Raw genomic sequence first — 26,184 nt, forward strand, 5'->3', positions numbered from 1 at the left:
GCGCTTTACGCTGCCCGCCGCTTTTATAAGCTTAACCGAGAACCGACTTGATCGCGTCGGCGGCGGCCTTCACCACGATATCGGCTTCGTCCTTCGTCAGGCAAAGCGGCGGCGCGAAGCCGAGGATATCGCCCTGCGGCATGGCGCGGCCGATGACGCCGCGTTCCAGAAGGGCGGTGGAGACCTGCGGGCCGATCTTCTTCGAGGGATCGAAGAAGGCCCGGTCGTCCTTGTCCTCGACGAATTCGATCGCCGCCATCAGGCCATCGCCGCGCACCTCGCCGACGTGCTTGTGACCGCCGACGGCCTTTGCCAGTTCGCCACGGAAATAGGCGCCCGTCGAGCCGGCATTTTCGACGAGGCCGAGTTCGTCGATCAGTTCGAGATTGGCGACACCGGCGGCGGCGCAGATCGGGTGCGAGGAATAGGTCCAGCCATGGCCGATGGCGCCGAGTTCGTCCGAGCCCTTGACCAGAACCTCCCACATCTTGTCCGAGACGATGGTGCCGGAGAGCGGCGCGTAGGCCGAGGTGAGACCCTTGGCGATGGTGATCAGCGCCGGCTTCATGCCGTAATGGTCCGAGCCGAACATCGTGCCGAGGCGGCCGAAGCCGGTGACGACCTCGTCGGCGACGAGCAGGATGTCGTACTTGTCGAGCACGGCCTGGATCTTCTGCCAATAGCCCTTCGGCGGCGGCACGATGCCGCCGGTGCCGAGGATCGGTTCACCGATGAAGGCGGCGACCGTGTCCGGGTCTTCCGCGAGGATCATCTCCTCCAGCTTGTCGGCGCAATATTGCGAGAACTGTTCCTCGTCCATCGAGCGATCCGGACGGCGGAAGAAGTAGGGGGCTTCCGTGTGCAGGATCGGCGCGCGCGGCAGGTCGAAGGCATTGTGGAAGAGGTGAAGGCCGGTCAGCGAGCCGGTCATGACGCCGGAGCCGTGATAGCCGCGCCAGCGCGAGATGATCTTCTTCTTCTCCGGCCGGCCGAGGATGTTGTTGTAGTACCAGATCAGCTTGATGTTGGTCTCGTTGGCGTCAGAACCCGAAAGACCGAAATAGACACGGCTCATGCCCTCCGGCGCGCGGTCGATGATCATCTTGGAGAGCGTGATCGAGGCTTCCGTCCCGTGGCCGACATAGGCGTGGTAATAGGCGAGGTTCTTGGCCTGCTCGGCGATCGCATCGGCGATCTTCTGGCGGCCGTAGCCGACATTGACGCAATAGAGGCCGGCAAAGGCATCGAGGCTCGTCTTGCCGTTGCTGTCCGTGATGTAGACGCCTTCGCCGCCCGCGATGACGCGCGTCGGCGTCTCGCCGCGGGCGTGCATGCCCATATGGGTAGACGGGTGGAAGAAGTGATCGCGGTCCCAGGCGGTCAGTTCGTTGCGTTGGTCGAGCATGGTCTTTCCTTTCAAGCAGCCGTATCGATGCAGAGATATTTGAGTTCGGTGAAGGCCTCCATGCCGTGGCGCGAGCCCTCGCGGCCGAGGCCGGATTGTTTCCAGCCGCCGAAGGGGATCGGGCCACCGGTGATTTTTACGCGATTGACCGCCACCATGCCGTATTCCAGCGCGCGGGCAAGCCGCATCTGGCGGGCGCCGTTTTCGGTTACGACATAGGCGACGAGGCCGTATTCGGTGTCGTTGGCGCGCGCGATCACTTCGGCCTCGCTGTCGAAGGCGGTGACGGCGGCGACGGGGCCGAAGGTTTCTTCGCGCATGATCAGCATATCGTCGGAAACGTCGGCCAGCAGCGTCGGCTCGTAGAACAGCGGCCCGGCCTTGTGGCGCTTGCCGCCGGTCAGAAGCGTGGCGCCCTGCGTGAGCGCGTCGGCCACCTGTTCCTCCACCTTGGCGATGGCGCGTTCGTGCATCAGCGGGCCGATTTCCGCACCCGCTTCAAGCCCGGCGCCAACCTTCAGCGCCTCGATGCGCGCCTTGAAGGCTTTCGTGAAGGCGGCAAGCACGGGGCGCTCGACATATATGCGGTTGGCGGCGAGGCAATCCTGGCCGGAGGTGGCGAACTTGGCGTTGATCGCGATGGCGGCCGCCTTGTCGATATCGGCATCGGCGAAGACGATCAGCGGCGCATGGCCGCCCAGTTCCATCACGAGGCGCTTCATGGTCGGCGCGCACTGGCCGGCGATCAGCTTGCCGATCTCCGTCGAGCCGGTGAAGCTTAGCGCCCTTATGCGGGCATCGGCATTCATGCGGCCGACGATGGTCGCAGCATCGCCCGTCACGACGTTGAAGACGCCGGCCGGGAGGCCTGCCCGCTCGCCCAGTTCGGCAAGGGCCAAGGCTGAAAGCGGCGTCTCGCTGGAGGGGTGCGCGACCACGGTGCAGCCGGCGGCAAGCGCTGCGGCGGCCTTGCGGGTGATCATCGCGCAGGGGAAATTCCACGGCGTCACGATGCCGACGACGCCGAGCGCTTCGCGGCGCACGATCATCTCGGCGCCGGGCAGGTGGCTGGTCACGCTCTCGGCATTGAGGCGTTTGCCTTCCTCGGCATACCACTCGATGAAGGAGGCGGCATAGTCGATCTCGCCACGGGATTCGGCAAGCGGCTTGCCCTGTTCGAGCGTCATCAGCAGCGCGAGGTCTTCGCGCGCTTCGAGGATCAGCCCATGCCATTTGCGCAGAATGACGGCGCGCTGCTGCGGCAGCAGGTCCCGCCAGGCGGAAAAGGCCTGCGCCGCGGCTGAAATGGCCTCCGTGGTCTGCTCGGCATCGAGTGCGGCGACCCAGGCGAGCGTCGCGGACGAGGCCGGGTCCGTCACGGCAAAACTGTTGCCCTCGCGGCCCGCCACCCAGCGGCCGCCTATATAGGAGAGTTCGCGCAGCAGATGAGGGTCGGAGAGGCGGGCAAGCGCGTCGTGGAAAGTCGTCCGGGCGAATACGGCGGTCATGGCGGCCTCCTCTGGCTTCAGTGGCCGGGAGTCTGCCAGAGGCGGGGCGACAGATTGTCTATTGCCGGGGTGGCAGGCAGAGACTTTGGCCAAATGGGCGACGTGCCGTAGACAATCTCTCTATTCGGGGGAGGGCAGCAGCGTCGTCAGCGGCAGCACGGTCTCCTCCTTCACCGTCTTGGTGACGATGTAGGTGAAATAGCGGTCGATGCCGAGTTCGCGGTCGAGCAGACTGTCGACGAGGCGCTGATAGGCGTCGATGTCGGGCGCCATGATCTTCAGGATGTAATCGACGCCGCCGCCGACCGACCAGCAGGCGACGATCTCCGGCGTCGTCGCCACCGCGCGCTCGAACCGGTCGAAATCCGCCTGCCGGTGGTTGGCCAGCGTCACCTCCATCATGACGCTCGCGACCGGCGCCAGCCGCCGCACCGCGACCCGCGCGTGATAGCCCGTCACGATGCCCGCCTTCTCCAGCTTGCGCAGCCGGAGCCAGCACGGGGTCGGCGAGAGGCCCGCCTTTTCCGCCAGCGACAGCTTGGTGATGCGCCCGTTCTCCTGGATCGCTTCCAGGATGCGCAGGTCGATGGCGTCGAGTTTCATGCGGTCGCCCTCCGGGCGGGTATCATGTCAAATACGGGAAAAAGACCATGGAAAGGCATTTTGGCGTTGTCAATTGAACTGAATTTGAGCACTGTTGAAATCATGACAAATTGGCGTCCCGATATATCCCAATTGCGCCGGCCGGCCTACCTCTCCCTTGCCGAGCAGATCGCCCGCGCCATCCAGGAAGGGCTGCTGCCGAACGGTACACGCCTTCTGCCACACCGCAAGCTCGCCGACGACCTCAAACTGTCGGTGCAGACCGTCAGCCGCGCCTATGACGAGCTGATCCGCCGCGGCCTGATCTCCGGCGAGATCGGCCGCGGTTCCTTCGTGCAGACCCGGCCGAAGGAACCGGAACCGCCCTATCTGCCCGAACGCCTCGGCGAGCTGGTGGACCTGTCGATCCTGAAGCCCGTCTGCGAACAGCTGCACTTGGAGCGCATGCGGGAGGCCTTCGGCTGGTTGGCGGAAAACCTGCCGTCGAGCTCGGCACTGTCCTTTCGGCCGAACATGGTGTTCCCACGCCATCGGGCCGTTGCCGCCGAATGGCTGGCGCGCTGCGGCCTCGACATTTCGCCGCTTAACATCAGCCTCACCAATGGCGCGACTTCCGGCATGACCGTGGCGCTGATGAGCGTCGCCCCGCCCGGTGCCACCGTCGCGACCGAGGCGATCAGCCACCACACGCTGGTGCCGCTCTCCACCTATCTCGGCCTGCATCTGGAAGGCCTGCCGATCGACCATGACGGCATGATCCCCGAGGCGCTCGACGAGGCCTGCCGGAAAGGCGTGGTCCGTGCCGTCTTCCTCCAGCCATCCGTCATCAACCCCACAGCCACTCTGATGAGCGCCGGGCGTCGGCAGGCGCTGGCCGAGGTCGCGCGGCGCAACGATATCGCGATCATCGAGAACGATATTCTGGGGCCTTTGGTCGAAAACAGGGCGCCGCCGCTGGCGGCTTATGCGCCGGAGCGCACGCTCTACATCACCAGCTTCACCAAGATCACCGTGCCGGGCCTGCGCATCGGTTATCTCGCCGCGCCCGACCGCTATGTCGCGGCCGTCGCCAACCGGCACCTCGTCTCGAACTGGATGGCGACGCCGTCGATCGCCGAGATCGCGACGCGCTGGGTCAGCGATGGCACGGCCATGGAACTCGTCAACTGGCAGCGCCGGGCACTCGCCGCGCGGCACGCCATTGCCGAGGAAACCTTCGCGGGCCTGCCCTACCGCTCGCATCCGCAGAGCCTGCATGTCTGGCTGCCGCTGCCGGAGGGACACACGGAAGAGGGCTTCGTCTCGCAGGCCCGCCTGCGTGGTGTCGCCATCGCCCCCGGCTCCTCCTTCCGCACCGCCGATCAGGGCTGGCACCCGGCCGTGCGCATCTCTCTCGGCTCGACGACCGAGCAGGAACTTCGCACCGGGCTCGGCATTCTGGCTTCGTTGGCCAGCGGAAATCCGGAGGCGTTGCTGCTCGCGATTTGAGGCAAATGCCTGCCAAAGAGGCGGCGAGACAATAATTGTAATGATATTATTATTCGGATTGACATGATTTAGATCGCCGCGCATCGTTAGGCCATCACGTCTCAACAGGGAGAGACATGCATGGCTGCACCGATCATCCGCATCGACAACATCACGAAGCGCTACGGCCCGCTGACCGTGCTCGACGGGTTGTCGATGGAGGTGCTGCCGGGCGAAAAACTCGCGCTCATTGGCCCGTCCGGCTCCGGCAAGACGACGATCCTGCGCATCCTGATGACGCTGGAGACGATCAGCGGCGGCCATATCCAGGTCGACGGCGACCAACTCTACCACATGCCGAAGAACGGCAGCCTCGCGCCGGCCGACGAACGCCACCTGCACCGGATGCGCGAGAAGATCGGCATGGTCTTCCAGCACTTCAATCTCTTCCCGCACAAATGCGTGCTCGATAATGTCACGCTCGCGCCGATGCTGACGAAGGGCGTGCCGAGGGCCGCGGCGGAGAAGCGGGCGATGGAGCTTCTCGACATGGTGGGCCTCGCCGACAAGGCGAAGAACATGCCCGCCCAGTTGTCCGGCGGACAGAAGCAGCGTGTCGCCATCGCCCGCGCTCTCGCGCTTTCGCCCAAGATCATGCTGTTCGACGAGGTCACCTCCGCGCTCGATCCCGAGCTTGTCGAGGAGGTGCTGAACGTCATGCGCAAGCTCGCCGCCGAGACCGATATGACCATGCTGCTCGTCACCCACGAAATGGGTTTTGCGCACGATTTCGCCGACCGTGTGCTGTTCTTCGATCGCGGCAAGATCGTCGAGGAAGGCAAGCCGGACGACATTTTTACCCATCCCAAGCAGGAGCGCACACAAAGCTTCCTGCGCAAGATCATCGCGGCAGGGCACCGCGTCTGAGGGCTCAGAAACCTCAAGAGAATTGCTCCAAGCAACAACCAGAGGAGTTCGGAACAATGAAGAGCAGACATTTTTGGACCATAGCCGCGGGTGCCAGCGCACTGATGGCAATCGTTGCCGCAGCCCCGGCCTCGGCCGACGACGGCAAGCTCGCGGAACTGAAGGAACAGGGTTTCGCCCGCGTCGCCATCGCCAATGAGCCGCCGTTCACGGCAGTCGCCGCTGACGGCAAGGTTTCGGGTGCAGCTCCCGACGTCGCCCGCGAAGTCTTCAAGCGCCTCGGCGTTGCCGATATCGTCGCGTCGATCTCGGAATATGGCGCGATGATCCCCGGCCTCCAGGCAGGCCGCCACGACGTCATCACCGCCGGCCTCTTCATGAAGCCGGAGCGTTGCGCGGCCGTCTCCTATTCGGAGCCGATCCTCTGCGACGCCGAAGCCTTTGCGCTGAAGAAGGGCAACCCGCTCGGCCTCAAGAGCTACAAGGACATCGCCGACAATCCGGATGCCAAGATCGGTGCGCCGGGCGGCGGCACGGAAGAGAAGCTTGCGCTCGAAGCCGGCGTGCCGCGCGACCGCGTCATCGTGGTGCCGGATGGCCAGAGCGGCCTGAAAATGCTGCAGGACGGCCGCATCGACGTCTATTCGCTGCCGGTGCTGTCGATCAACGACCTCGTTTCCAAGGCGAACGACCCGAATGTCGAGGTCGTCGCTCCGGTCGAAGGCGCCCCGGTCTATTGCGACGGCGCCGCCTTCAAGAAGGGCGACGAAGCGCTGCGCGATGCCTTCGACGTGGAGCTCGCCAAGCTGAAGGAATCCGGCGACTTTGCCAAGATCATCGAGCCCTACGGCTTCTCCGCCGCCGCCGCCATGTCGACGACGCGCGAAAAGCTCTGCGCGGCGCAGTAAGGAATGGCGGATCTGCCCCTCATCCCGCTGCCGCGACCTTCTCCCCGTAAACGGGGAGAAGGGACTGGTGGCTCCGTTTTCTCATCCCCGATGGCTTTGCGGGGGAGGAAGCCGGTTCCTGTTTCCCCTTCGCCCCGCTTGCGGGGAGAAGGTGCCGGCAGGCGGATGAGGGGCATCGCTCCGCTGTCTTCAACGGGATTGCACGCACCATGACCGACTGGTCCGGCTATATAGGGCTGATCCTGCAAGGCGCGCTCGTGACGCTTGAGCTCACCCTCATGGGCTCGGTGCTCGCCGTCATCATGGCGTTCGTCGCCGGGCTTGGCCGCGTCAGCCGCTTCATGGCGGTCCGGGCGCTTGCCACCACCTATATCGAATTCTTCCGCGGCACCTCGATCTTCGTCCAGCTGTTCTGGGTCTATTTCGTGCTGCCCTTTGCCGGTGTCACGCTGTCGCCGCTCCAGGCCGGTGTGCTCGCGTTGGGGCTGAATGTCGGCGCCTATGGGGCGGAGGTGGTGCGCGGCGCCGTCAAGGCGATCGGCCGAGAGCAGCGTGAGGCCTGTGTGGCGCTCAACCTGACGCGCGGCCAGGCGATGCGCCATGTTATCTTGCCGCAGGCGCTGCCGCTGATGCTGCCGACCTTCGGCAACAATGCGATCGAGCTTCTGAAGGGCACGGCCGTCGTATCGCTGATCTCGCTCACCGACATGACCTTCCAGGCGCAGGTTGTGCGCGCCCAGACCGGCAGCACGCTGATCCCCTTCGCGGTGATCCTCGTGCTCTACTTCCTGATGGCGCTGGCGATTTCCACCGGCATGCGCTGGCTGGAGCGTCGCGTCACCCGCGGCCTCGATGGCGTGAGGACCTGACGATGGAATGGGACTGGAATTTCGTCTGGGAGATCATGCCGACCCTGCTCGAAGGGTTGAAGATTACCATTCTCGCCACCGTGCTCGGTGCCGCCGTCGCCGCCGTGGTCGGCCTCGTCTTCGCCATCCTGCGCATGACCGCGCCGAAGCCGATCGCGCGCGCAACCAGTTTCATCGTTGAGTTCATCCGCGGCACGCCGCTGCTCGTGCAGCTCTATTTCATCTTCTACGTGCTGCCGGATATCGGCATCCGCCTGCCGGCGCTACTGGCCGGCGTCATCGGGCTCGGCGTGCACTACGGCACCTATGCGGCGGAAGTCTACCGCGCCGGCATCGAGAACGTGCCGCGCGGCCAGTGGGAGGCGGCGAAGGCAACGAACCTTTCCGCGCGCCAGACCTGGATCCACGTCGTCCTGCCGCAGGCCATTCCGCCGATGATCCCGGCGCTCGCCAACTACTTGATCGCCATGTTCAAGGAGACGCCGCTGCTCTCCGCCATCACCGTGCTAGAGCTGATGAACCAGGCAAAGAGCGTCGCCAACAGCAGCTATCGCTATATCGAGCCGATGACGATGGTCGGCATCTTCTTCCTGATCATGAGCCTCATCTCCGTCGTCTTCCTGCGCTGGCTGGAAGAGCGTTATGCCCGCGTGGAGGAACGCTGATGCAGAGCCTGGACCTTGCTCTCGCCTCCCGTGCGCCAAAACTCGATGACCGCCCGCTCGCAAAGCGCATCGGCCTGATCATCCTTGCCACCGACCACACGACGGAAGTGGATTTCCAGCGCATGGTGGCAAATGAGCGGATCGGCGTCTATGTCACCCGCATTCCCTATGCCAATCCGGTGACGCCGGAGAACCTGCGTGCCATGCAGCCGTCGCTGACGGCCGGCGCGGCGCTCATCCTGCCGGACGAGCCGCTCGACGTTGTGATGTATTCCTGCACCTCGGCCTCGGTCGTCATCGGCGACGCTGCTGTGAAGGCGGCGGTGAAGGCGGCCAAGCCGACTGCGGCCGTGGTGACGCCGACCGCCGCTGCGGTGTCAGGCCTGAAGGCCTTCGGTGCGAAGCGGATCTCTGTCCTGACGCCCTACACGATCGAAACCAGCAAGCCGATGGCGGACTATTTTATCGCGCTCGGTTTCGACATCGCCCGCTTCACCTGCCTCGGCCTGACGGACGATCGCGAGATGGCGCGGATTTCGCCGGCGGAAATCGTCGCCTTTGCGAAGGAGGCGACTGCGCCCGACTGCGATGCGCTCTTTATCTCCTGCACGGCTGTACGCGCGGCGGGTGTTGCGGCTGAAATCGAGGCCGCCATCGGCAAGCCGGTCGTGACCAGCAATCTTGCCACGGCCTGGGCCTGCCTGCGGCTGTGCGGCGACGATGCAGCGCGGCCGGAACTCGGGCGGCTGATGACGCTCGCCTATCCGGGTCGGTAAGCCATGACAAACCTTCCCGTGACATTGGCCGATATCGAACAGGCTGCCCGGCGCATCGAGGGCCGCATCCTGCGCACGCCCTTCGTGCTGTCGGCATCGCTTTCCGAACGCTGCGGCGTGCCGGTGGGCCTCAAGCTCGAACACCACCAGACGACCGGCAGCTTCAAGCTGCGGGGCGCGACCAATGCGGTGCTTTCGCTTTCGCCGGAGGAGCGCGCGAGGGGCGTCGTTGCCGCCTCCACGGGCAATCATGGCCGCGCGCTTGCCCACGCCGCCAAGGCCGAGGGCTCGGTCGCGACGATCTGCATGTCCCGGCTGGTGCCGGAAAACAAGGTGGCGGAAATCCGCCGACTCGGCGCGAGTGTCCGCATCGTCGGCCGGTCGCAGGACGAGGCACAGGTCGAGGTGGACAGGCTGATGGCGGAAGACGGTCTCGTCATGGTGCCGCCCTTCGACAATCCAGCCGTGGTGGCGGGGCAGGGCACGCTTGGCCTGGAGATCGTCGAGGCCATGCCGGATGTCGCCACCGTGCTCGTGCCACTCTCGGGCGGGGGGCTTGCCGCGGGTGTCGCTGCCGCGGTGAAGGGGCGCTTGCCGAAGGCGCGCGTCATCGGCCTCACCATGCAGCGCGGCGCGGCGATGAAGGCGAGCCTTGATGCGGGGCGGCCGGTGCAGGTCGAGGAGGTGGCAAGCCTTGCGGATTCGCTCGGCGGCGGCATCGGGCTCGACAATGCGGTGACCTTCCGCATGTGCCGCGACCTGCTCGACGAGGTGGTCCTGCTTTCCGAAGCCGAGATCGCGGCCGGCATGCGGCATGCCTATACGCAAGAACGCGAGGTGATCGAAGGGGGGGCTGCGGTCGGCATCGCGGCGTTGCTTTCCGGCCGCCTCGGCAAACTCGACGGCCCCGTGGCCGTCATCTTTTCCGGCCGCAACGTCGACATGGGCCTGCACCAGCGGGTCATCAACGGCGAGGCCGATCCGTTTGCGGAGGACGCGGCGTGACGAAGATGAAGATACTGACAGAAGCGGACCTGCGCCGTATCGTCCCGCTCGACCTGGAGGCGATCGCCTGCGTGGAGGAAGCGTTCCACGCGCTCGCCACCAAGGCCGTCGTCATGCCGCCGATCCTGCGGCTCGACATGCCGGAGCAGCGCGCGGAGGTGGACGTGAAGACCGCCTATGTGCCCGGCCTCGATGGTTTTGCCATCAAGATCAGCCCCGGCTTCTTCGACAATCCGAAGATCGGCCTGCCGAGCACAAACGGCCTGATGGTGCTGTTTTCGACGAAGACCGGCCTCGTACAGGCCGTGCTGCTCGACAACGGCTACCTGACGGATGTGCGCACGGCCGCCGCCGGTGCCGTGGTGGCGCGATACCTTTCGCGCACCGATGCTTCGGTCGCCGCCATTTTCGGCGCCGGCATGCAGGCAAAGCTGCAACTGGAGGCGCTGAGCCTGGTGCGCCCTATCCGCGAAGCCCGCATCTGGGCGCGTGATGCGGCGAAGGCAGAGGCAGTTGCGGCGGAGTTGACGCTGAAGCTCGGCTTCCCCGTCCGTGCGGAGACCGATGGCCGGACGGCGGTCGATGGGGCCGACATCATCGTCACCACCACGCCCTCCGAAACGCCGATCCTTAAGGCGGAATGGCTCCAGCCGGGCCAGCATATCACCGCCATGGGCTCCGATGCCGAGCACAAGAACGAGATCGAGCCGGCGGTGATCACCGGTGCCGCGCTCTATGTCGCCGACAGCCTGAAACAGACGCGCCGGCTCGGCGAGTTGCACCATGCCATCGAGGCGGGGCTTGTCACCGAAGGCACCACCTTCCCCGAACTCGGCGAGATCATCGCCGGGCGCAAACCGGGCCGCAGCGGCCCCGAGCAGATCACCGTGGCGGATCTCACCGGCACGGGCATCCAGGACACGGCCATCGCAACGCTTGCCGCCGCCCGCGCGGCTGCGGCGGGTGCGGGCACGACTTTCGAGAGTTGAGACCGGCTTTTCGCCGGGTATAGAGGAAACACCGATGAAACAAGCGAACCTGAAGTTCTCACTTCCGGAGTATGAAGCACGTCTTCAAAAGACGCGGAAGGCCATGGAGGCCAAGGGCATCGACGTGCTGATCTGCAGCGATCCGTCGAACATGAACTGGCTGACGGGCTATGACGGCTGGTCCTTCTATGTGCACCAGTGCGTCGTCGTGCCGCCGACGGGCGAGCCGATCTGGTATGGCCGTGGGCAGGATGCCCCCGGCGCGAAGTTCACCGCCTATCTCAAACACGAGAACATCATCGGTTATCCAGACCACTACGTGCAGTCCACCGAGCGCCACCCGCTGGATTACCTCTCGGCCAAGCTCACCGAACGCGGCCTCGACAAGCTGACGATCGGCGTCGAGATGGACAATTACTGGTTTTCCGCGGCCGCCTTCGCCTCGCTTACAAAGCACCTGCCGAATGCCCGCTTCGTCGATGCCACCGCACTCGTCAACTGGCAGCGCGCGGTGAAAAGCGAGACGGAAATCAAGTACATGCGCAATGCCGCGCGCATCGTCGAAGCCATGCACCAGCGCATCTTCGACAAGATCGAGGTCGGCATGCGCAAATGCGACCTGGTGGCCGAGATCTACGATGCCGGCACGCGCGGCGTCGATGGCATCGGCGGCGATTATCCGGCGATCGTGCCGCTGCTGCCATCGGGCGTCGAAGCCTCCGCGCCGCATCTCACCTGGGACGACCGGCCGATGAAATCCGGCGAGGGCACCTTCTTCGAGATCGCCGGCTGCTACCATCGCTACCATGTGCCGCTGTCGCGCACCGTCTTCCTCGGCAAGCCGACGCAGGCCTTCATCGATGCGGAAAAGGCGACGCTCGAAGGCATGGACGCGGGCCTTGCCGTCGCCAAGCCCGGCAATACCTGCGAGGACATCGCCAACGCCTTCTTCGGCGTGCTGAAGAAGTACGGCATCGTGAAGGACAACCGCACGGGCTACGGCATCGGCGTCTCCTATCCGCCGGACTGGGGCGAGCGCACGATGAGTCTGCGCCCCGGCGACAGGAGCGAGCTCAAGCCCGGCATGACCTTCCATTTCATGACCGGCCTCTGGCTGGAAGACATGGGCTTCGAGACGACGGAAAGCATCCTCATCACCGAAACCGGCGTCGAGTGCCTGGCCAATGTGCCGCGCAAGCTTCTCGTGAAGGACTGAGCCATGCGTGCCTCTCCCATCAGCCCCACGGTCGATTTTTCGGCCGAGGGCGTGCAGCACGGCTTTCTGCGCCTGCCCTACAGCCGGGACGATTCCGCCTGGGGCTCGGTGATGATCCCGGTAACGGTGGTGAAGAACGGGGAGGGGCCGACGGCCCTTCTCACCGGCGGCAACCACGGCGACGAGTACGAAGGCCCGATCGCGCTCTTCGATCTTGCGCGCACGCTGAAGGCCGAGGATGTTTCCGGCCGCGTCATCATCGTTCCGGCGATGAACTATCCGGCCTTCCTTGCCGGTACGCGCACCTCGCCGATCGACAAGGGCAATATGAACCGCAGCTTTCCGGGCGCTCCGGATGGCACGGTCACGCCGAAGATCGCCGATTATTTCCAGCGCATGCTGCTGCCGCTCGCCGATATCGTGCTCGACTTCCATTCCGGCGGCAAGACGCTGGATTTCCTGCCCTTCTGCGCCGCGCATATCCTGCCGGACAAGGCGCAGGAGGCAAAAGCCTTCGCCCTCGTCAGCGCCTTCGGCGCGCCCTGGTCGATGAAGATGCTGGAGATCGACGCGGTCGGCATGTACGACACGGCGGCCGAGGAGATGGGCAAGGTCTTCATCACCACCGAACTCGGCGGTGGCGGCACGGCGACGGCGAGAAGCGCCGGCATTGCCAAGACCGGCGTTGCGAACGTGCTGAAGGCGGCTGGGATCCTGAAGGGCTCGGTCGAAGCCACGGACACGACCTGGCTCGACATGCCGGACGGCAATTGTTTCTCCTTCGCCGAAGACGGAGGCCTCATCGAGCCGCTCTACGATCTCGGTAACCGGGTGAAGAATGGCGACGTCGTCGCCCGCATCTACCCGGTCGGGCGCACGGGCGTGGCCCCTGTGGAGGTGAAGGCGAAGATGGACGGCATTCTCGCCGCCCGCCACTTCCCCGGCCTCGTCAAATCCGGCGACTGCGTCAGCGTGCTGGCTGATATCGTCGACTGATGGCTACCAGCCGGCAAATTCTGCGAGAAGGCTTTCGTCGACGCGCCCTGCCGCGACGTCGGCGAGCGCCTGGTCGAGCATAGCGACGCCCTCCTGTGCCTGGTTTTCCGTAAGCGTCAGGGGCGGGGTGAATTCCAGCACGTTGGAGCGGACCCCGACATAGTAGAGCACGAGGCCGAGCTGGAAGGCACGGTAGACGGTGAGCGCCGTCTGCCGCGCGGCCGGCTCGCGGCTCACGCGGTCGGTGACGAGCTCGACGCCGAGCGCGAGGCCTCGGCCGCGTACATTTCCGATGAGGGAATGGCGGGCGGCGAGGCGGTAGAGAGCCTCGCGCAGCACATGGCCTGTCCTTTCAGCATTCTGCACGAGATGATCGCGCTCGATCGTCTGCAACACGGCGAGCGCCGCGGCCGCGCAGACCGGGTTTCCATGCACCGTTTGCAGTGAGAAGGCGACGGCGTGGTTCATGATGGCTTCCGGGCCGACCACCGCCGAGATCGGCAGGCCGCCGCCAAGGCCCTTGCCGAAGACGACGATATCCGGCTCGATATCGGAATGTTCGAAGGCGTTGAAGCGGCCGCTGCGGCCGAGGCCCACCTTCACCTCGTCCGAGACGAGCAGGATGCCATGTTTGCGGCAGAGCGTTTCCACCGCCTTGAAGTAGCCGTCCGGCGGCACCAGCATGCCGCCGTCCGACTGGATCGGCTCGATGAAGAAGGCGGCAACCTCTTGCGGCGGCACCTCCGTCGCAAAAAGCTTTTCGAGATGGGCGAGGGCGGCGTCCTTTGCGGCGTCGGGGCTGCCGGCGGCGTAGCTGTTCGGGTAGGGCACGAGCGTAAGGCCCTCGGCCCGTGCGCCCTGCTGCGCCGGGTGGCCGGAAACCGCCATCGAGCCGACGGTGCCGCCGTGATAGGCGCCGCTGAAGGCGAGGATGCGCGGCCGGCCGGTGGCGACCACCACCATGCGGGCAACCGTCTCATTGGCGTCCGAGCCGGAATGGCCGAACCAGACGCGGCCACGGGCACGCTCGGGCACCAGCGAGAGCAGCTTTTCGGCCAGCAGCACGCAGGGTTCGTTGGCGGTTGAGAGGTAGCTCGCGCCCGCCTGGTCGGAGAGCGCGCGGTTGACGGCCTCGCGGATGGCGGGGTGCGAATGGCCGAGGCTTGCCGCACCCCAGGAGGCGGCGAAGTCGAGAAGCTGCCGCCCGTCGTCGCCCGTCAGATAGGCGCCGCTGCCGCCGACGACCGCCTGCGGAAAGAACCGCAGATGCGCCATGGTGGAGACGGATCGGCTTTCGCGGGCATAGAGACCGGACATGGCGCGTTTCCTCGTTTATTTGAAGAAGGTGATGACCTCGTCGAGCTGGACGACATGGCAGTAGATCATGTTGATGATCTCCAGCTCCCGCTTGTGCAGCTCGTCCGTCGCCGCCGCACCGCAATCATCGACGACCACCACGCCGAAGCTTTCGTCGGCGAGGCTGCGCACGGTCGAGGAGACGCACTGGTCGGTGAAGATGCCGCAGCAGATGACGTCCTTGATGCCCATATTGTGCAGGATGAGGCGCAGGTTCGTGCCGGTCAGCGCGCTGTCGGTCGTCTTGGTGATGACGATCTCGTCCGGGCGCGGCTCCAGCTCGGGCACGACCTGGCCTTCCGGCAATTCCTTCGGCAGCAACAGGTAGTTGAAGCCCGGCTTCTTCTGGCTCAGCGACCGGTCGCGGCCATCCGGCTTCTGGCAGGCGATGCGCGCGTAGATGACCTCCACCTTGCGCTTGCGGCATTCGTCGATCAGCCGCGCGGTGTTGGGGATCACCGTTCCGCGCATGCGGTCGTAGAAGGGCTGCCAGCGGGCGGTTTCCTCCGGCGTGTCCTTCGGGTCGAGATAGGTGTTCTGGATGTCGATGACGAGCAGCGCGGTCGTTTCCGGGTCGAGCACGATGTCGTCCGGCTCGTCGGCGTTCGCGTAGTAGAAGGAGCGGTAGGCGGTCTTCCAGGTCATGGGGCGGGTTCCTTCTTGCGGCGGGCGCGGGTGAGGATGTGGCCGATCTCGCGGTTGGGGAAGAGACCGCCGGGTTTCAGGATCATCACGGCGATCATGGCGAGCGCCAGCACGATTTCGGTAAGGCCGATGACCTGGCCGGCGCCGAAGGAGGTGGCGTTGAGCGCGCCCTCGGTGCTGCGCAGGCCCTCATAGGCGACGGTGATCAGCACCGTGCCAGCGACAGCGCCGGTGACCGTGTTGGCGCCGCCGATCACCAGCATGGTGATGATCAGGAAGGTTTCCTTGAGATAGAAGGCTTTTGGCGCAAAGGAGGTGATGAAGTGGCCCCAGAGTGCGCCGCCGATGCCGGCTATGAAGGCAGCGAGGATGAAGGCGCGCCAGCGCAGATGGGGGATATTGGCGCCGAGGGCTGCGGCCGCCACTTCGTCCTCGCGCGAGGCGCGCAAAAGCTTGCCGGTGCGCGATTCCTTGAAGAGCAGGGCCACGATGACGACGATGCCGGCGACGATGGCGGCGATCGGCATGTCCGTGGTCTTCGGCAGGCCGAAGAGTGTGCGCGGCCCGTTGGTGAAGGCGCTCCAGTTGTTCATGACCGTGTAGAGCACGACGAGCAGCGCGAAGGAGGTGATGACCGACGCCGCATCCGAAAGCCGCATCAAGGGGTAGGCGACGACGGCCGCCACCGCCGCCGCCAGCACACCGGCTGCCAGCATGGCAAGCAGCGGCGAGACTTCCACGATCTTCATGAACTCGTAGAGATCCGGCAGCGCCATGCCCTTCATCTGTGCCGGAATGGTGAGCACGGCGGAGGTATAGGCACCGAGCCCCATGAAGCCGATATGGGCGAAGGACAGCAGGCCGGAATTGCCCATGAAGGTCTGCAGGCCGACGACGAGCACCAGCGAAATCAAGAGGTTGGTGGCGATGCGGTCATAGAGGCGGATGCCGAGAAGCTGGCTGCCGACGCCGATGACGAGGATGACGGCGATGAGGATGAGGGCGGTGAGATAGGAATGTTTCATGGGTTCCGCTCCTCAGGTCCGCTGGCCGCTTGCCGGACCCTTGATGAGGCCTTGCGGGCGCCAGAGCAGGATCAGGATGACGAGGCTGAAGGTGAAGGCGTCGCGGAATTTCAGGAGATCCTGCGACAGGGTGTAGTTGAGCGTCGTATCGATCAGCGCCAGCAGGAAGCCGCCGACGACCGCGCCCGGTAGGCTGCGCATGCCGCCGATCACGGTGGCGATGAAGGCGACGAGCAGCGGTTCGAGGCCGACGCCCGGCACGACCGTGCCGATACGGCCGATCCAGAGAATGCCGACGACGCCGGCCAGGAAGCCGGACAGCGCGAAGGCCGACGAAATGATGAGGTTTGCCGGCACGCCCAGCATGCGCGCCATGGTGAAGTTCGTCGCCGCCGCGCGCATGGCGATGCCGAGCGTCGTCTTGCGCATCAGGAAGGCGACGGCGGCGAGAAGCACGATGGAGGCGGCGATGGTGATGAGGTTGCGTACCGGCGTGATCGCGCCGCCGATCGTGACGGTCTGCGAGAAGATTTCCGGCAGCGGCACGTTGCGCGGGCGCGGTGAGATGAAGAGCAGGGCCGCGTTCTGCAACAGGTTGGAGAAGGCGAAGGAGGTGATCAGCACCGCCGTTACCGACTTGGCGCGCACCGGCCGGAAGGCGACGTAGTCGGTGAGGATGCCGAAGACGATCGCCATGACAACGGCGAGCAGCGCCATGATGATCCACGGCAGGCCGGAGCCGCTGGCGAGGAACATGGTGTAGCCGGCGACCATGATGAGTTCGCCATAGGCGAAATTCACCAGCCGCAGGATGCCGTAGACGATGACGAGGCCGAGCGCCATCAGCGCGTAAGCGCCGCCAAGGCTGAGCACATCGATGGTGAACTGGATCGCGAAAGCCATGGGTCAGCCTCCCAGATAATGCGCGCTGAGATCGCTCGTCGCGCGGATCTCGTCGGCCGTGCCGGATGTGACGATCGCGCCGAGCCGCATGACATAGGCGCGGTCGGCGACGGCGAGCGCCTGGTTCACGTTCTGCTCGACGAGCAGGATGGTGAGGCCGGATTTTTTCAGCGTTTCGATCATCTCGAAGATGCGCTCGACGATGGCCGGTGCGAGGCCGAGCGAGGGTTCGTCGAGCAGCAGCACGGTGGGGCGGGACATCAGTGCGCGGGCGATGACGAGCATCTGCTGCTCGCCGCCGGAGAGCGTGCCGGCCGGCTGGTGCGAGCGTTCGGCAAGACGCGGGAACAGCGTGTGCAGGCGGTCGAGGTTTTCCCGGTTGCCGGCCTGGTCGCGGCGGTGGATATAGGCGCCGAGCATGAGGTTTTCCGCGACCGTCAGGTCCGGGAAGACGTCGCGGGTTTCCGGCACGGTGGCGAGGCCGGCGCGCACCACCTGTTCGGGGCTCGCCGCCGTGATGTCCCTGCCTTCGAGGGTGATGGAGCCACCGGACGCCTTCAGCGCGCCGGCAATGCATTTGATGGTCGAGGACTTGCCTGCGCCATTGGCGCCGAGCAGGCTCACCAGCTCGCCCTTGCCGACGGTGAAGCTAATGCCGCGCACTGCGCGGATCGTGCCGTAGCTGACGGAGAGGTCGCTTATATCAAGCATGGACCGCTCCCTTGCCGAGATAGGCCTCGATGACGGCCGGGTGGCTGCGCACATGGGCGGCGTCGCCCTCCGCGATGGTGCGGCCGGTAGCGAGCACATGCAGCCGGTGGCAGAGGCGCATGATCAGCCCCATGTCGTGATCGATGATGAGAAGGCCGAGGCCGCGTGTCTTCGGCAGCTCGGACAGCGTGTGCAGCAGGGTCTCGGTTTCCGCGTCGTTCATGCCGGCCGCCGGCTCGTCGAGCAGCAGGAAACGCGGTTCCGCGGCGAGCGCACGGGCGATTTCGACGCGGCGCTTGTCGCCGTAGCTCAGGCTTTCGCCGAGCTCGTCGACCTTGGCGGCAAGGCCGAGTTCGTTGAGCACTCCTTTCGCGCGCTCGGTGGCGACGGCCAGCGAGGCGCCCTTCGCGAGTGCTGCGGCCTCGACATTTTCCAGAACCGTCATCGTGTTGAACAGCCGCACGATCTGGAACGAGCGGCTGACGCCTTGCAGCGCGATTTCGCGCGGCGAGAGGCCGGAGAGCCTGGTGTCGCCGGCGGTGATCGTTCCGCCTGCCAGTTTCACCTGACCGGTAATGGCATTGATGAGCGTCGTCTTGCCGGAGCCGTTCGGCCCAATAAGGCCGACGACCTCGCCGGTCAAGACGGAGAGGGATACATGGTCGAGGGCGCGAAGGCCGGTGAATTCCACCGACACGTCGTTTACCGCGAGGCGCGTTTCAGACATGGCTTTCCCGATAGTAATGGGCCGGCCACAAGGCCGGCCCGCAGGCAGGGGCGATCAGGGCTTCGGCAGGGATTCCGGCTTGCGCCATCCGACGAAGGTCGGCTTGCCGCCCTTGAGCTCGATGAGGGCCGCCGCCTTGTTCGGAACGTGGCCTTCCTCGTTGGTGCCATAGTCGAGATCGCCGGTGAGCAGCTTGAACTGGCCGTCTTCCAGCGCCTTGGCAACGGCCGCGCCATCGGTCGAGCCGGCCGCCTTGATCGCCTGGGCGATCATCATGATCGTATCCCAGCCGGTCGAGACGAAGGAGGTGTCCGGGTCCTTGCCGAACATCTCCTTGTAGAGGCCGATGAACTTCTCCATTTCCGGATCCGCTCCCGCGCCCATCCAGGTATGCGTGACGAAATAGACGTCGTTGCCGAACTTTTCGCCGAGCGCCTGGTGCATGGCCGGGTCGTCATAGGCATCGCCGCCGAGGATCGGCGCATCGTAGCCGACTTCGCGCAGCGCCCGGATGATCACGCCGATATCCGTGCCATAGGACGAGACGAAGATCACGTCCGGCTTCTTGCCGAGCGCCTGGAGACGCGCCAGCTGGGCGGAAAAGTTGTTGTCGCCGTTCGTGTAGGTGTCTTCGAGGATGACCTCGCCGCCATCCGCCTTGAACTGCTCGACGAAATATTTCGAGAGCGACTTGGTATAGGCGATGAACTGGTCGGTGACGACATAGGCCGTCTTCCAGCCCTTTTCCTTGAAGGCGAAGTCGGCGGCCGTCGCCCCCATCGTGGTGTTCCACATGGAGAGCGTGAACTGCTTGTCGCCGAGCGACCAGGAGGAATAGAGCGGGTCGGAGGCGCAGGTCGAGATGCCGACGAGGCCGGCGGACTGCGCCTCGCGGCTGGCTGGCGAACCGAAGTCGAAGTCGCAGGGCGCGACGATGACCTGGGCGCCCTTGTCGATCAATTCGACGGCGACATTGCCGACCGTCACGGGATCGGACTTGCCGTCGATGTTGATGAACTCGATCTGCTTGCCGAGCACGCCGCCATTGTCGTTCAGGAATTTCACGGCGACCTGCGCGCCGTTATAGCCGGGCGTGTCGAGCGGGGCCTGGATGCCCGTCATCGACAGCGCGCCGCCGATCACGATCTTGTCGTCGGCGGCAAGGGCCGCTGTAGAGGCCAGCGCGAAACTCGTCGCCGCCAGAAGCAGTCTGGAAGTCTTCATCATGGTCGTTCCCCTTTTGTGGTGCCTTTTCGGCAGTGAATGGATCGGCGGTCCGGCCTTTTTGTTTTGTTCTGCGGCCCGCCCTGGAATGCTCCTTGTGTCCGTCCCGTCGTTTCCGTGTGCGGGCTTACTGCCCGATTTCGTTCAGCAGCGCGTCGGTCGAGATCTGCCGGCAATAGCCCTTGATCGTGCGCAGCGAATTGTCGTGGCGCTCCTGCGAATAGGTGCCGCAGGCATCCGGCACGAGGGTCACGAGATAGTTGAGGTCGCAGGCGTCGCGCACCGCCGATTCCACGCACTGGTCGGTCAGCAGTCCACAAAGCACAAGTTGTTTGACGCCGAGATTGCGCAGCACATAGTCGATATGCGTGGAGACGAAGACGCTGGACGAGCTCTTCGGGAAGACGATCTCGTCGTCGAGCGGCGCCAGTTCGTCTATCACCTTGCCGTCGGACGAGCCTTTCGGCACGTTGAAGCCGGTGATCTTGTAGTCGAGGCCGCGGTCGCGGCCGTCCTTGGTGAGGCTCTCGATCGTCGTGTGCAGCACTTCGATGCCGGCCTGGCGGAAGCCCGCCAGCAGGCGCTGCATGTTCGGGATCGCCACCTCGTGGATGCGCTTGAAATAATAGCCGTACTGGCCCGCAATATCCGCGTCGGAAACGTCCTTGAACTCGCCGCCGTCGCGCCGCACGGAAAAGTTCTGCACGTCGATGAAGAGGATGGCGGAGGCGGCCGGATCGAGCGGCACGTCGCGGGTGGTCAGATGGTCAGCGGCCATCGGTGGGTCCTTCGAGGGTTTCTGCTGCGAGAAGCAGGGGGCCGGCCAGCCGGTCGGCCCATTCCTGTTGCCCGCGGGCGTCGTTGATGAGGTCGTTGCGCACTTCGAGAAGCACATGCGGAATGCCGCGCCGCTCGCCGTGCACGGGGATCGTGTAGTCGGAGATATCGTCGACGTGATAGGGCGCGTTGAGCTTGACGGTGACGTCCGGATTGGCGGCGTGGAAGGTTTCCGCCAACCGCTCGGCAAGGCGCGCATCGTGATTGTAGAGCAGGCCCAGTTCGAAATCCCGCACCGCACCGGTTGCGCGCATCACCGGCGTGAAACTGTGCACCGAGACCAGGAGAAGCGGCTTGCCGCTCGCCTGCCGCTGGTCGAGCGCCACCGCGATCGCCTCGTGCAGCGGCTGGTGGATTTCCACATAGCGGCGCTGGCGTTCCTTGTCGGTCACGTCGGCATTGACCGGCACGACAGTGCCGTCGCTGGTCGTGACGATGCAGTCCTTCGCCTCGAAGGGCCTGTTGCAGTCGATGACGAGCCGGCTGTAGCGTTGCAGGATGAGGGCGGCATCGAGGCGTTCGGAGAGCGCGCGGGCGACCCCTTCCGCACCGACGTCATAGGCGATGTGGCGGTCCATCTCGTCCGCCGCAATACCGAGATCGCCGAGGGCTGCCGGGACGGCGCGGCCGGCATGCTCGCAGGTGAGGAAAATCGCCGATCGCCCTGTGGAATTGATCCATTCCACGGGATCGGGGTCTCCCGCCTGCAGCAATCTCGTCGTGTCGCGGTCTGCGAACCTCAGCATGAAATGGGATCCGTCCTGCAGCCCGAGGCGCGGGCTTCTATGGCGAGCAGTCAAAGAAATTTTCCGATCATAGTCAATCGAATTTTTCCATTTGACTAATTTTTTTCAAGGCGCGAATATTCGTTTCAGCAAAGGGAACGAACGCCAATGAGCGATGGTAAGTCGTCGACGACGATCCGCACGAGAATCCGCGATGCCGCAGCGCAGCTCACCGCCAGCGAGCGCAAGATCGCCAATGCGATCCTTGCGGACTACCCGTTCACCGGGCTTGAAAGCATTCAGGAGCTGGCGGCGAAGACCGGGGTCAGCGCGCCCTCCATCACCCGCTTCGTCAGCAAGATCGGTTGCGGCGGCTTCCAGGACCTGCAACGCCAGCTCATCACCGAACTGAAGGAAGGGCAGCGCTCGCCGCTCGACCTGAAATCCAGCCAGAAGCCGGTCGGCCATTCGGAATTCCTGTCGGAATATGTGGCGCGCGTCTCGGCCGTCATGCAGGAAATGACGGCGACGGTGTCGCAGGCGCAGTTCGACATCCTCGCCGACCTGCTCGCCGATCCGTCGCGCAACATCTTCCTGCTCGGCGGGCGCGTCAGCGACAATGTCGCCTCGTTCCTGTCGATCCACCTGCGCCAGATCCGCAGCGGCATCTACCACATGGCCGACAACCCGGAAATGTGGCCGGAGCATGTGCTGCGCATGCGCAAGAAGGACGTCGTGCTGCTATTCGATTTCCGGCGCTACCAGCTGAGCCTGTCGCGCCTTGCCGAGACGATCGCGGAAAAACGCGGCGCGACCATCGTCGTCGTTACCGACAAGTGGATGTCGCCGGCCGCCCGCAGCGCCGATCATATCGTGGCGCTGCCGATCGATGCCGGCACGGCCTGGGATACGGTCGCCGCCGCCATGGCGCTCGTCGAGGCGCTGATCGTGCGCGTCTCCGAGGCCGATTGGGAGGCGACGCAGAAACGCATCAAGGATTGGGACGGCATCCGCTTTTCGATGCCGGGTTATGACCAGATCAACGGGGACGCAGATGAAACGTGAGGAAATGATGGTCGCCTGCTGCGGCGACCTTTCGGGCAAGGTGCGTGGCAAGGCCTTTCCGCTGGCGCAGATGGAAAAGCGCCTGAAACGCGGCGTCGGCTGGACGCCGACCAATGTGCAGATCACCTGCTTCGACAATATCGCCGAAAGCCCGTTCGGCTCGCTCGGCGACCTCGTGCTCATTCCTGACGCCGCGACGAGCGTCAGCATCGAGAGCGAGGAGGGTGCGCCGAACGAAAACTTCGTCATCGGCAACATCCGCTATACCGATGGCCGGCCGTGGGAATTCTGCACACGCTCGATCCTCGAAGCGGCGCTTGAGCGGCTGGAAAGGGTGGCGGGCGTCACGCTCTACGGCGCCTTCGAGCACGAATTCCAGATCAAGCACCTCGTCTCGGATGTCGGCAAGGCCTTCACGCTCGGCGGTTTCCAGGAGGAGCGGCATTTTTGCGAGGCGATCGTCGCCGCCATGCGCGCGGCAGGCGTGACGCCCGATACGATCCTCAAGGAATTTGGCGCCGGCCAGTTCGAGGTGACGATGGGGCCGCAGAAGGGCGTCACCGTCGCCGACCATTCGCTGATCACCCGCGAACTCGTCCAGCTCGTCGCCCGCGAACTCGGCTACGACCCCACCTTCACGCCGATCCGCGACCCGGCCGGTGTCGGCAACGGCGTGCATGTGCATATCAGCATGTTGGATGCCGCCGGCAATCCCGTGACCCATGATCCGAACGGCAAACACGAGCTTTCCGACGTCGCGGGCAAATTCGTCGCCGGCATCCTGAAATATCTCGACTCGATCATCGCCATCACTGCGCCGAGCGTCGTCTCCTACCTGCGGCTTACCCCGCACCGCTGGAGTGCGGCCTTCAACAATCTCGGTTTCCGCGATCGCGAGGCGTCCGTGCGGATCTGCCCGGTCTCGGACATCAGCGATATCGCGCGCGCCGCCCAGTTCAACTTCGAATTCCGCGCCGCCGACGGTGCCGCCAATCCGCACCTCGCGCTCGCCGCGATCGTGCATGCCGGCGTGCAGGGCATCGAGGAGGGGCTGGCGGTGCCGGAGGCGACGCAGGAGGACCTGTCGCTGCTGAATGTCGAGGGGCTGGCCGCGCGCGGCTACGTGCGCCTGCCGCAGACGCTCGAAGCAGCACTCCAGCGTTTCCGGGGCAATGCGACGGTGTGCGGCTGGTTTCCGGAAGGGTTCGCCGACGTCTACGTCAAGCACAAGGAGGGCGAGATCGCCTATCTTGCCGGCAAGACGCAGGCCGAGATCTGCGCCGCCTACGAGGCCGCCTACTAGCACAGCGGGCGCGGGAACCACGCGAGGGTCCCCGCGTTTCTTCCGGGTGACGTTTCACCTGAAAGGAGAAGTCCCATGGTCGCTGCAAGCGAAATCCGTGAACATATGGAAGTCCGGGCCGCCGATGGCGGTCACATCGGCACCGTCGACCATATGGAGGGCGAAAGCCGCATCAAGCTCACGAAGAGCGATTCGAAGGATGGCCAGCATCATCTGATCCCTCTTGACTGGGTCGATCATGTCGATGCGCATGTGCACCTGAACAAGGACGTCGAGGAAGTCGAGCGGCAGTGGTCGACAATGAACTGACGTGATTCGAGCGGTCCGGCGGGATTCCTGCCGGGCCGCTTTGTGTTCAGCGTGCCAGGACGACGTTGACGCCGGAGGCCTTCAGCGACGACGAGACGTCGCGCGGCGGGGCTTTGTCGGTGAAGAGGTCGGTCAGCGCGCTGAATTCACACACCCGCACCAGGCCCTGCCGGCCGAATTTCGTGTGGTCGGTGACGACGATCGCGCGTTTTCCGCGCGATACGACGGCGCGGGCGAATTCCGCCTCTTCCAGGTCGTAGTCCATCACGCCGATCCCGGCATCGATCGCGCCTGTGGAAATCACCGCATGGCCGACGGTGAAATGGCTGATGAATTCGATCGCCGAGACGCCGAAGGCGGCCCCGTTGTCGCTGCGCAGCTCGCCGCCCGCCATGTAGACGCGGTTGTCGTTGACCGTCGAAAGCGTGCGGGCGATGTCGGAGGAGTTGGTGACGACGGTCAGCCGCCGGTGTCCCAGCAATTCACGGGCGAGATAGCTCGTCGTCGTGCCCGTATCCAGCATGATCGAATCACCGTCGCGGATCGTCGCGGCCACGGCGATGGCGATCGCCTTCTTCGCCTCGCTGTTTTCGCGCATGCGCTTTTCGAAGGGCGCTTCGCCCACCACGGAGGGCAGCGCGACCGCGCCGTGCATCTTAAGTACGGTGCCATTGGTCGTCAGCGGCTTGATGTCCCGCCGCACGGTTTCCAGCGAAACCTCGAGTTTCTTTGCGAGATCGGCGATCGTCACCGTGCCGTCCTGCTGGAGCAGGCGGAGAATGTCGTTGTGGCGCTTGGAGTGGTTCATCGTCGTCGTGTCCGCATGCGTTCTCCTGCTTCATAATCCTAGACGGATCATCTGGCAAGAAAGCCGCAAAAGCAGGCATAAAGACATAAAAAGCCACAGTGCAGGATTGACAGGCGCTTTCATCCCGCGTGAGATTGGCAGCGTGCACGGGTCGATAGATACAAAAGTACGGGGAACGGCCTCCTGCGCACGCAGAACAGCATCGACTTCAAAGTGCGACCGGGAGATCACGCATGTTTCAACCTATTCGCCTGTCAGGAATGCTTGCCGCGACGCTCTGCCTGTCCGCGGCCCTCACGATGGCGCCCGCCAGGGCGCAGGAATCCACCGATCCCATCAAGCTCACGCTGCATGACTGGACCGGCCAGCTCATCACCACGGAAATCATGGGCGAGGTGCTGAAGAAGGCCGGCTATTCGGTCGAATATGTCCAGGCCGACTATCTCGCGCAATTCGCGGGCCTTGAGACCGGCGACCTGCATGTCGCCATGGAAATGTGGGAAACCACCGGCCGCGACGCGATGGACGCCGCAACAGCCACCGGCAAGGTCGAGAATTTCGGCGAGACCGGCATGCAGGCCAAGGAAGAGTGGTGGTATCCGGACTACATGAAGGAGAAATGCCCCGGCCTGCCGAACTGGGAAGCGCTGAAGAGCGAAGCCTGCGCCGAGGCCTTCTCCATTCCGGAAACCGCGCCGAAAGGCCGGTATCTCGGCGGCCCGGTCACCTGGGGCGGTTTTGACGACGAGCGCGTCGAGGCGCTGGACCTGCCCTTCGAGGTGATCCATGCCGGCACCGACGCCGCGCTCTTCGCCGAGCTCGAAAGCGCCTACCAGCGCCAGGCGCCCATCCTGCTCTGGATCTACGCACCGCACTGGGCGCCGGCCAAGTACAAGGGCGAATGGGTGGAATTCCCGCCCTATTCGAAGGAATGCTACACGGACCCGGCTGTCGGCGTGAACCCGGATGCCGCCTATGACTGCGGCAAGCCCTTCGGCCCGATCTGGAAGGTCGGCTGGTCGGGCGTCAAGGACAAGTGGCCGGGCGCCTACGCGGCCATCAAGGCGTTCAACATCAACAATGACGAGATGGGCGCGATGATCACCAAGGTGGACCTCGACGGCAAGAAGGTCTCGGAGGTGGTCGCCGAATGGATGGCGGCCAACGAGCCGCGCTGGTCCGGCTGGATCAAGAAGTAGAAGCGCCAGGCCC

The 26,184-nt window shown here is 64.8% G+C and carries 27 protein-coding genes; 14 read left to right on the forward strand and 13 right to left on the reverse strand.

Features of this window, described 5'->3' with window-relative positions:
- Positions 1-31: 31 nt before the first annotated feature.
- The 3 genes from GB927_RS08980 to GB927_RS08990 form a co-directional block, all read right to left on the reverse strand.
- Positions 32-1,405, reverse strand: coding sequence for an aspartate aminotransferase family protein (locus GB927_RS08980; protein ID WP_256116382.1), 1,374 nt, complete (start codon positions 1,403-1,405; stop codon positions 32-34).
- Positions 1,406-1,416: 11 nt separating this feature from the next.
- Positions 1,417-2,913 (reverse strand): NAD-dependent succinate-semialdehyde dehydrogenase, encoded by a 1,497-nt coding sequence (locus GB927_RS08985; RefSeq protein ID WP_256116383.1) that lies wholly within the window; start codon positions 2,911-2,913, stop codon positions 1,417-1,419.
- Between the two features lie 120 nt (positions 2,914-3,033).
- Complete coding sequence (locus tag GB927_RS08990) at positions 3,034-3,516, reverse strand: Lrp/AsnC family transcriptional regulator (protein WP_256116384.1); 483 nt, start codon at positions 3,514-3,516, stop codon at positions 3,034-3,036.
- 102 nt (positions 3,517-3,618) lie between these two features.
- Between GB927_RS08990 and ehuR the strand changes: the two genes are divergently transcribed.
- The 10 genes from ehuR to doeB all read left to right on the forward strand — a co-directional run bounded on the left by ehuR (position 3,619) and on the right by doeB (position 13,334).
- Positions 3,619-5,004: a MocR-like ectoine utilization transcription factor EhuR gene (ehuR, locus tag GB927_RS08995; RefSeq protein WP_500809270.1), complete on the forward strand. Its 1,386-nt coding sequence runs from the start codon at positions 3,619-3,621 to the stop codon at positions 5,002-5,004.
- A 120-nt stretch (positions 5,005-5,124) separates the two neighbouring features.
- Entirely contained in the window at positions 5,125-5,910 is a 786-nt protein-coding gene (ehuA, locus tag GB927_RS09000) for an ectoine/hydroxyectoine ABC transporter ATP-binding protein EhuA (RefSeq protein WP_256116385.1), read from the forward strand.
- Between the two features lie 56 nt (positions 5,911-5,966).
- Positions 5,967-6,818: an ectoine/hydroxyectoine ABC transporter substrate-binding protein EhuB gene (gene ehuB, locus GB927_RS09005; protein ID WP_256116386.1), complete on the forward strand. Its 852-nt coding sequence runs from the start codon at positions 5,967-5,969 to the stop codon at positions 6,816-6,818.
- Positions 6,819-7,027: 209 nt separating this feature from the next.
- The gene (ehuC, locus tag GB927_RS09010; protein ID WP_256116387.1) at positions 7,028-7,687 is read left to right on the forward strand and encodes an ectoine/hydroxyectoine ABC transporter permease subunit EhuC; all 660 of its coding nucleotides are present in this window, start codon (positions 7,028-7,030) and stop codon (positions 7,685-7,687) included.
- Positions 7,688-7,689: 2 nt separating this feature from the next.
- On the forward strand, positions 7,690-8,352 hold the full coding sequence (ehuD, locus tag GB927_RS09015; RefSeq protein ID WP_256116388.1) for an ectoine/hydroxyectoine ABC transporter permease subunit EhuD: 663 nt from the start codon (positions 7,690-7,692) through the stop codon (positions 8,350-8,352).
- Entirely contained in the window at positions 8,352-9,128 is a 777-nt protein-coding gene (gene eutA, locus GB927_RS09020; RefSeq protein ID WP_439655479.1) for an ectoine utilization protein EutA, read from the forward strand. The genes ehuD and eutA overlap by 1 nt, the downstream gene beginning before the upstream one ends.
- A 3-nt stretch (positions 9,129-9,131) precedes the next feature.
- Complete coding sequence (gene eutB / locus GB927_RS09025; RefSeq protein ID WP_256116389.1) at positions 9,132-10,133, forward strand: hydroxyectoine utilization dehydratase EutB; 1,002 nt, start codon at positions 9,132-9,134, stop codon at positions 10,131-10,133.
- Complete coding sequence (gene eutC / locus GB927_RS09030) at positions 10,130-11,122, forward strand: ectoine utilization protein EutC (RefSeq protein WP_256116391.1); 993 nt, start codon at positions 10,130-10,132, stop codon at positions 11,120-11,122. The genes eutB and eutC overlap by 4 nt, the downstream gene beginning before the upstream one ends.
- A 34-nt stretch (positions 11,123-11,156) precedes the next feature.
- Entirely contained in the window at positions 11,157-12,338 is a 1,182-nt protein-coding gene (doeA, locus tag GB927_RS09035; protein WP_256116392.1) for an ectoine hydrolase DoeA, read from the forward strand.
- 3 nt (positions 12,339-12,341) lie between these two features.
- Positions 12,342-13,334: a N(2)-acetyl-L-2,4-diaminobutanoate deacetylase DoeB gene (gene doeB, locus GB927_RS09040; RefSeq protein ID WP_256116393.1), complete on the forward strand. Its 993-nt coding sequence runs from the start codon at positions 12,342-12,344 to the stop codon at positions 13,332-13,334.
- A 3-nt stretch (positions 13,335-13,337) separates the two neighbouring features.
- Here doeB and GB927_RS09045 read toward each other — a convergent pair whose 3' ends face one another.
- The 9 genes from GB927_RS09045 to GB927_RS09085 all read right to left on the reverse strand — a co-directional run bounded on the left by GB927_RS09045 (position 13,338) and on the right by GB927_RS09085 (position 21,508).
- Complete coding sequence (locus GB927_RS09045) at positions 13,338-14,651, reverse strand: aspartate aminotransferase family protein (RefSeq protein ID WP_256116394.1); 1,314 nt, start codon at positions 14,649-14,651, stop codon at positions 13,338-13,340.
- A gap of 15 nt (positions 14,652-14,666) precedes the next feature.
- On the reverse strand, positions 14,667-15,335 hold the full coding sequence (locus GB927_RS09050) for a cysteine hydrolase family protein (RefSeq protein WP_256116395.1): 669 nt from the start codon (positions 15,333-15,335) through the stop codon (positions 14,667-14,669).
- Entirely contained in the window at positions 15,332-16,360 is a 1,029-nt protein-coding gene (locus GB927_RS09055; RefSeq protein ID WP_256116397.1) for a branched-chain amino acid ABC transporter permease, read from the reverse strand. The genes GB927_RS09050 and GB927_RS09055 overlap by 4 nt, the downstream gene beginning before the upstream one ends.
- 12 nt (positions 16,361-16,372) lie before the next feature.
- On the reverse strand, positions 16,373-17,263 hold the full coding sequence (locus GB927_RS09060; RefSeq protein ID WP_256116398.1) for a branched-chain amino acid ABC transporter permease: 891 nt from the start codon (positions 17,261-17,263) through the stop codon (positions 16,373-16,375).
- A gap of 3 nt (positions 17,264-17,266) precedes the next feature.
- Positions 17,267-17,974 carry an ABC transporter ATP-binding protein gene (locus GB927_RS09065; RefSeq protein WP_256116399.1) on the reverse strand — a complete coding sequence of 236 codons (708 nt, stop codon included), beginning with the start codon at positions 17,972-17,974 and terminating at the stop codon, positions 17,267-17,269.
- A complete protein-coding gene (locus tag GB927_RS09070; protein WP_256116400.1) occupies positions 17,967-18,701 on the reverse strand; it encodes an ABC transporter ATP-binding protein in 735 nt (244 codons plus the stop codon). The genes GB927_RS09065 and GB927_RS09070 overlap by 8 nt, the downstream gene beginning before the upstream one ends.
- Before the next feature lie 54 nt (positions 18,702-18,755).
- Positions 18,756-19,928 carry an ABC transporter substrate-binding protein gene (locus tag GB927_RS09075; protein WP_256116402.1) on the reverse strand — a complete coding sequence of 391 codons (1,173 nt, stop codon included), beginning with the start codon at positions 19,926-19,928 and terminating at the stop codon, positions 18,756-18,758.
- 124 nt (positions 19,929-20,052) lie between these two features.
- The gene (locus GB927_RS09080) at positions 20,053-20,703 is read right to left on the reverse strand and encodes a cysteine hydrolase family protein (RefSeq protein ID WP_256116404.1); all 651 of its coding nucleotides are present in this window, start codon (positions 20,701-20,703) and stop codon (positions 20,053-20,055) included.
- Positions 20,693-21,508, reverse strand: a complete 816-nt coding sequence (locus GB927_RS09085; RefSeq protein ID WP_256116406.1) for an N-formylglutamate amidohydrolase — start codon at positions 21,506-21,508, stop codon at positions 20,693-20,695. The genes GB927_RS09080 and GB927_RS09085 overlap by 11 nt, the downstream gene beginning before the upstream one ends.
- A 147-nt stretch (positions 21,509-21,655) precedes the next feature.
- Between GB927_RS09085 and GB927_RS09090 the strand changes: the two genes are divergently transcribed.
- The 3 genes from GB927_RS09090 to GB927_RS09100 all read left to right on the forward strand — a co-directional run bounded on the left by GB927_RS09090 (position 21,656) and on the right by GB927_RS09100 (position 24,164).
- Positions 21,656-22,552 (forward strand): MurR/RpiR family transcriptional regulator, encoded by an 897-nt coding sequence (locus GB927_RS09090; protein WP_256116407.1) that lies wholly within the window; start codon positions 21,656-21,658, stop codon positions 22,550-22,552.
- Positions 22,542-23,855, forward strand: coding sequence for a type I glutamate--ammonia ligase (locus tag GB927_RS09095; protein ID WP_256116409.1), 1,314 nt, complete (start codon positions 22,542-22,544; stop codon positions 23,853-23,855). The genes GB927_RS09090 and GB927_RS09095 overlap by 11 nt, the downstream gene beginning before the upstream one ends.
- Before the next feature lie 75 nt (positions 23,856-23,930).
- Positions 23,931-24,164, forward strand: a complete 234-nt coding sequence (locus tag GB927_RS09100; protein WP_256116410.1) for a DUF2171 domain-containing protein — start codon at positions 23,931-23,933, stop codon at positions 24,162-24,164.
- Positions 24,165-24,210: 46 nt separating this feature from the next.
- On the opposite strand, the gene GB927_RS09105 is transcribed toward GB927_RS09100, so the two are convergent.
- Positions 24,211-24,972, reverse strand: a complete 762-nt coding sequence (locus GB927_RS09105) for a DeoR/GlpR family DNA-binding transcription regulator (protein WP_256116412.1) — start codon at positions 24,970-24,972, stop codon at positions 24,211-24,213.
- 233 nt (positions 24,973-25,205) lie between these two features.
- Between GB927_RS09105 and GB927_RS09110 the strand changes: the two genes are divergently transcribed.
- A complete protein-coding gene (locus GB927_RS09110; RefSeq protein ID WP_256116413.1) occupies positions 25,206-26,171 on the forward strand; it encodes an ABC transporter substrate-binding protein in 966 nt (321 codons plus the stop codon).
- Positions 26,172-26,184: the final 13 nt, after the last annotated feature.

The organism is Shinella lacus (assembly GCF_010994755.1).
Taxonomy (GTDB): Bacteria; Pseudomonadota; Alphaproteobacteria; order Rhizobiales; family Rhizobiaceae; genus Shinella; species Shinella lacus.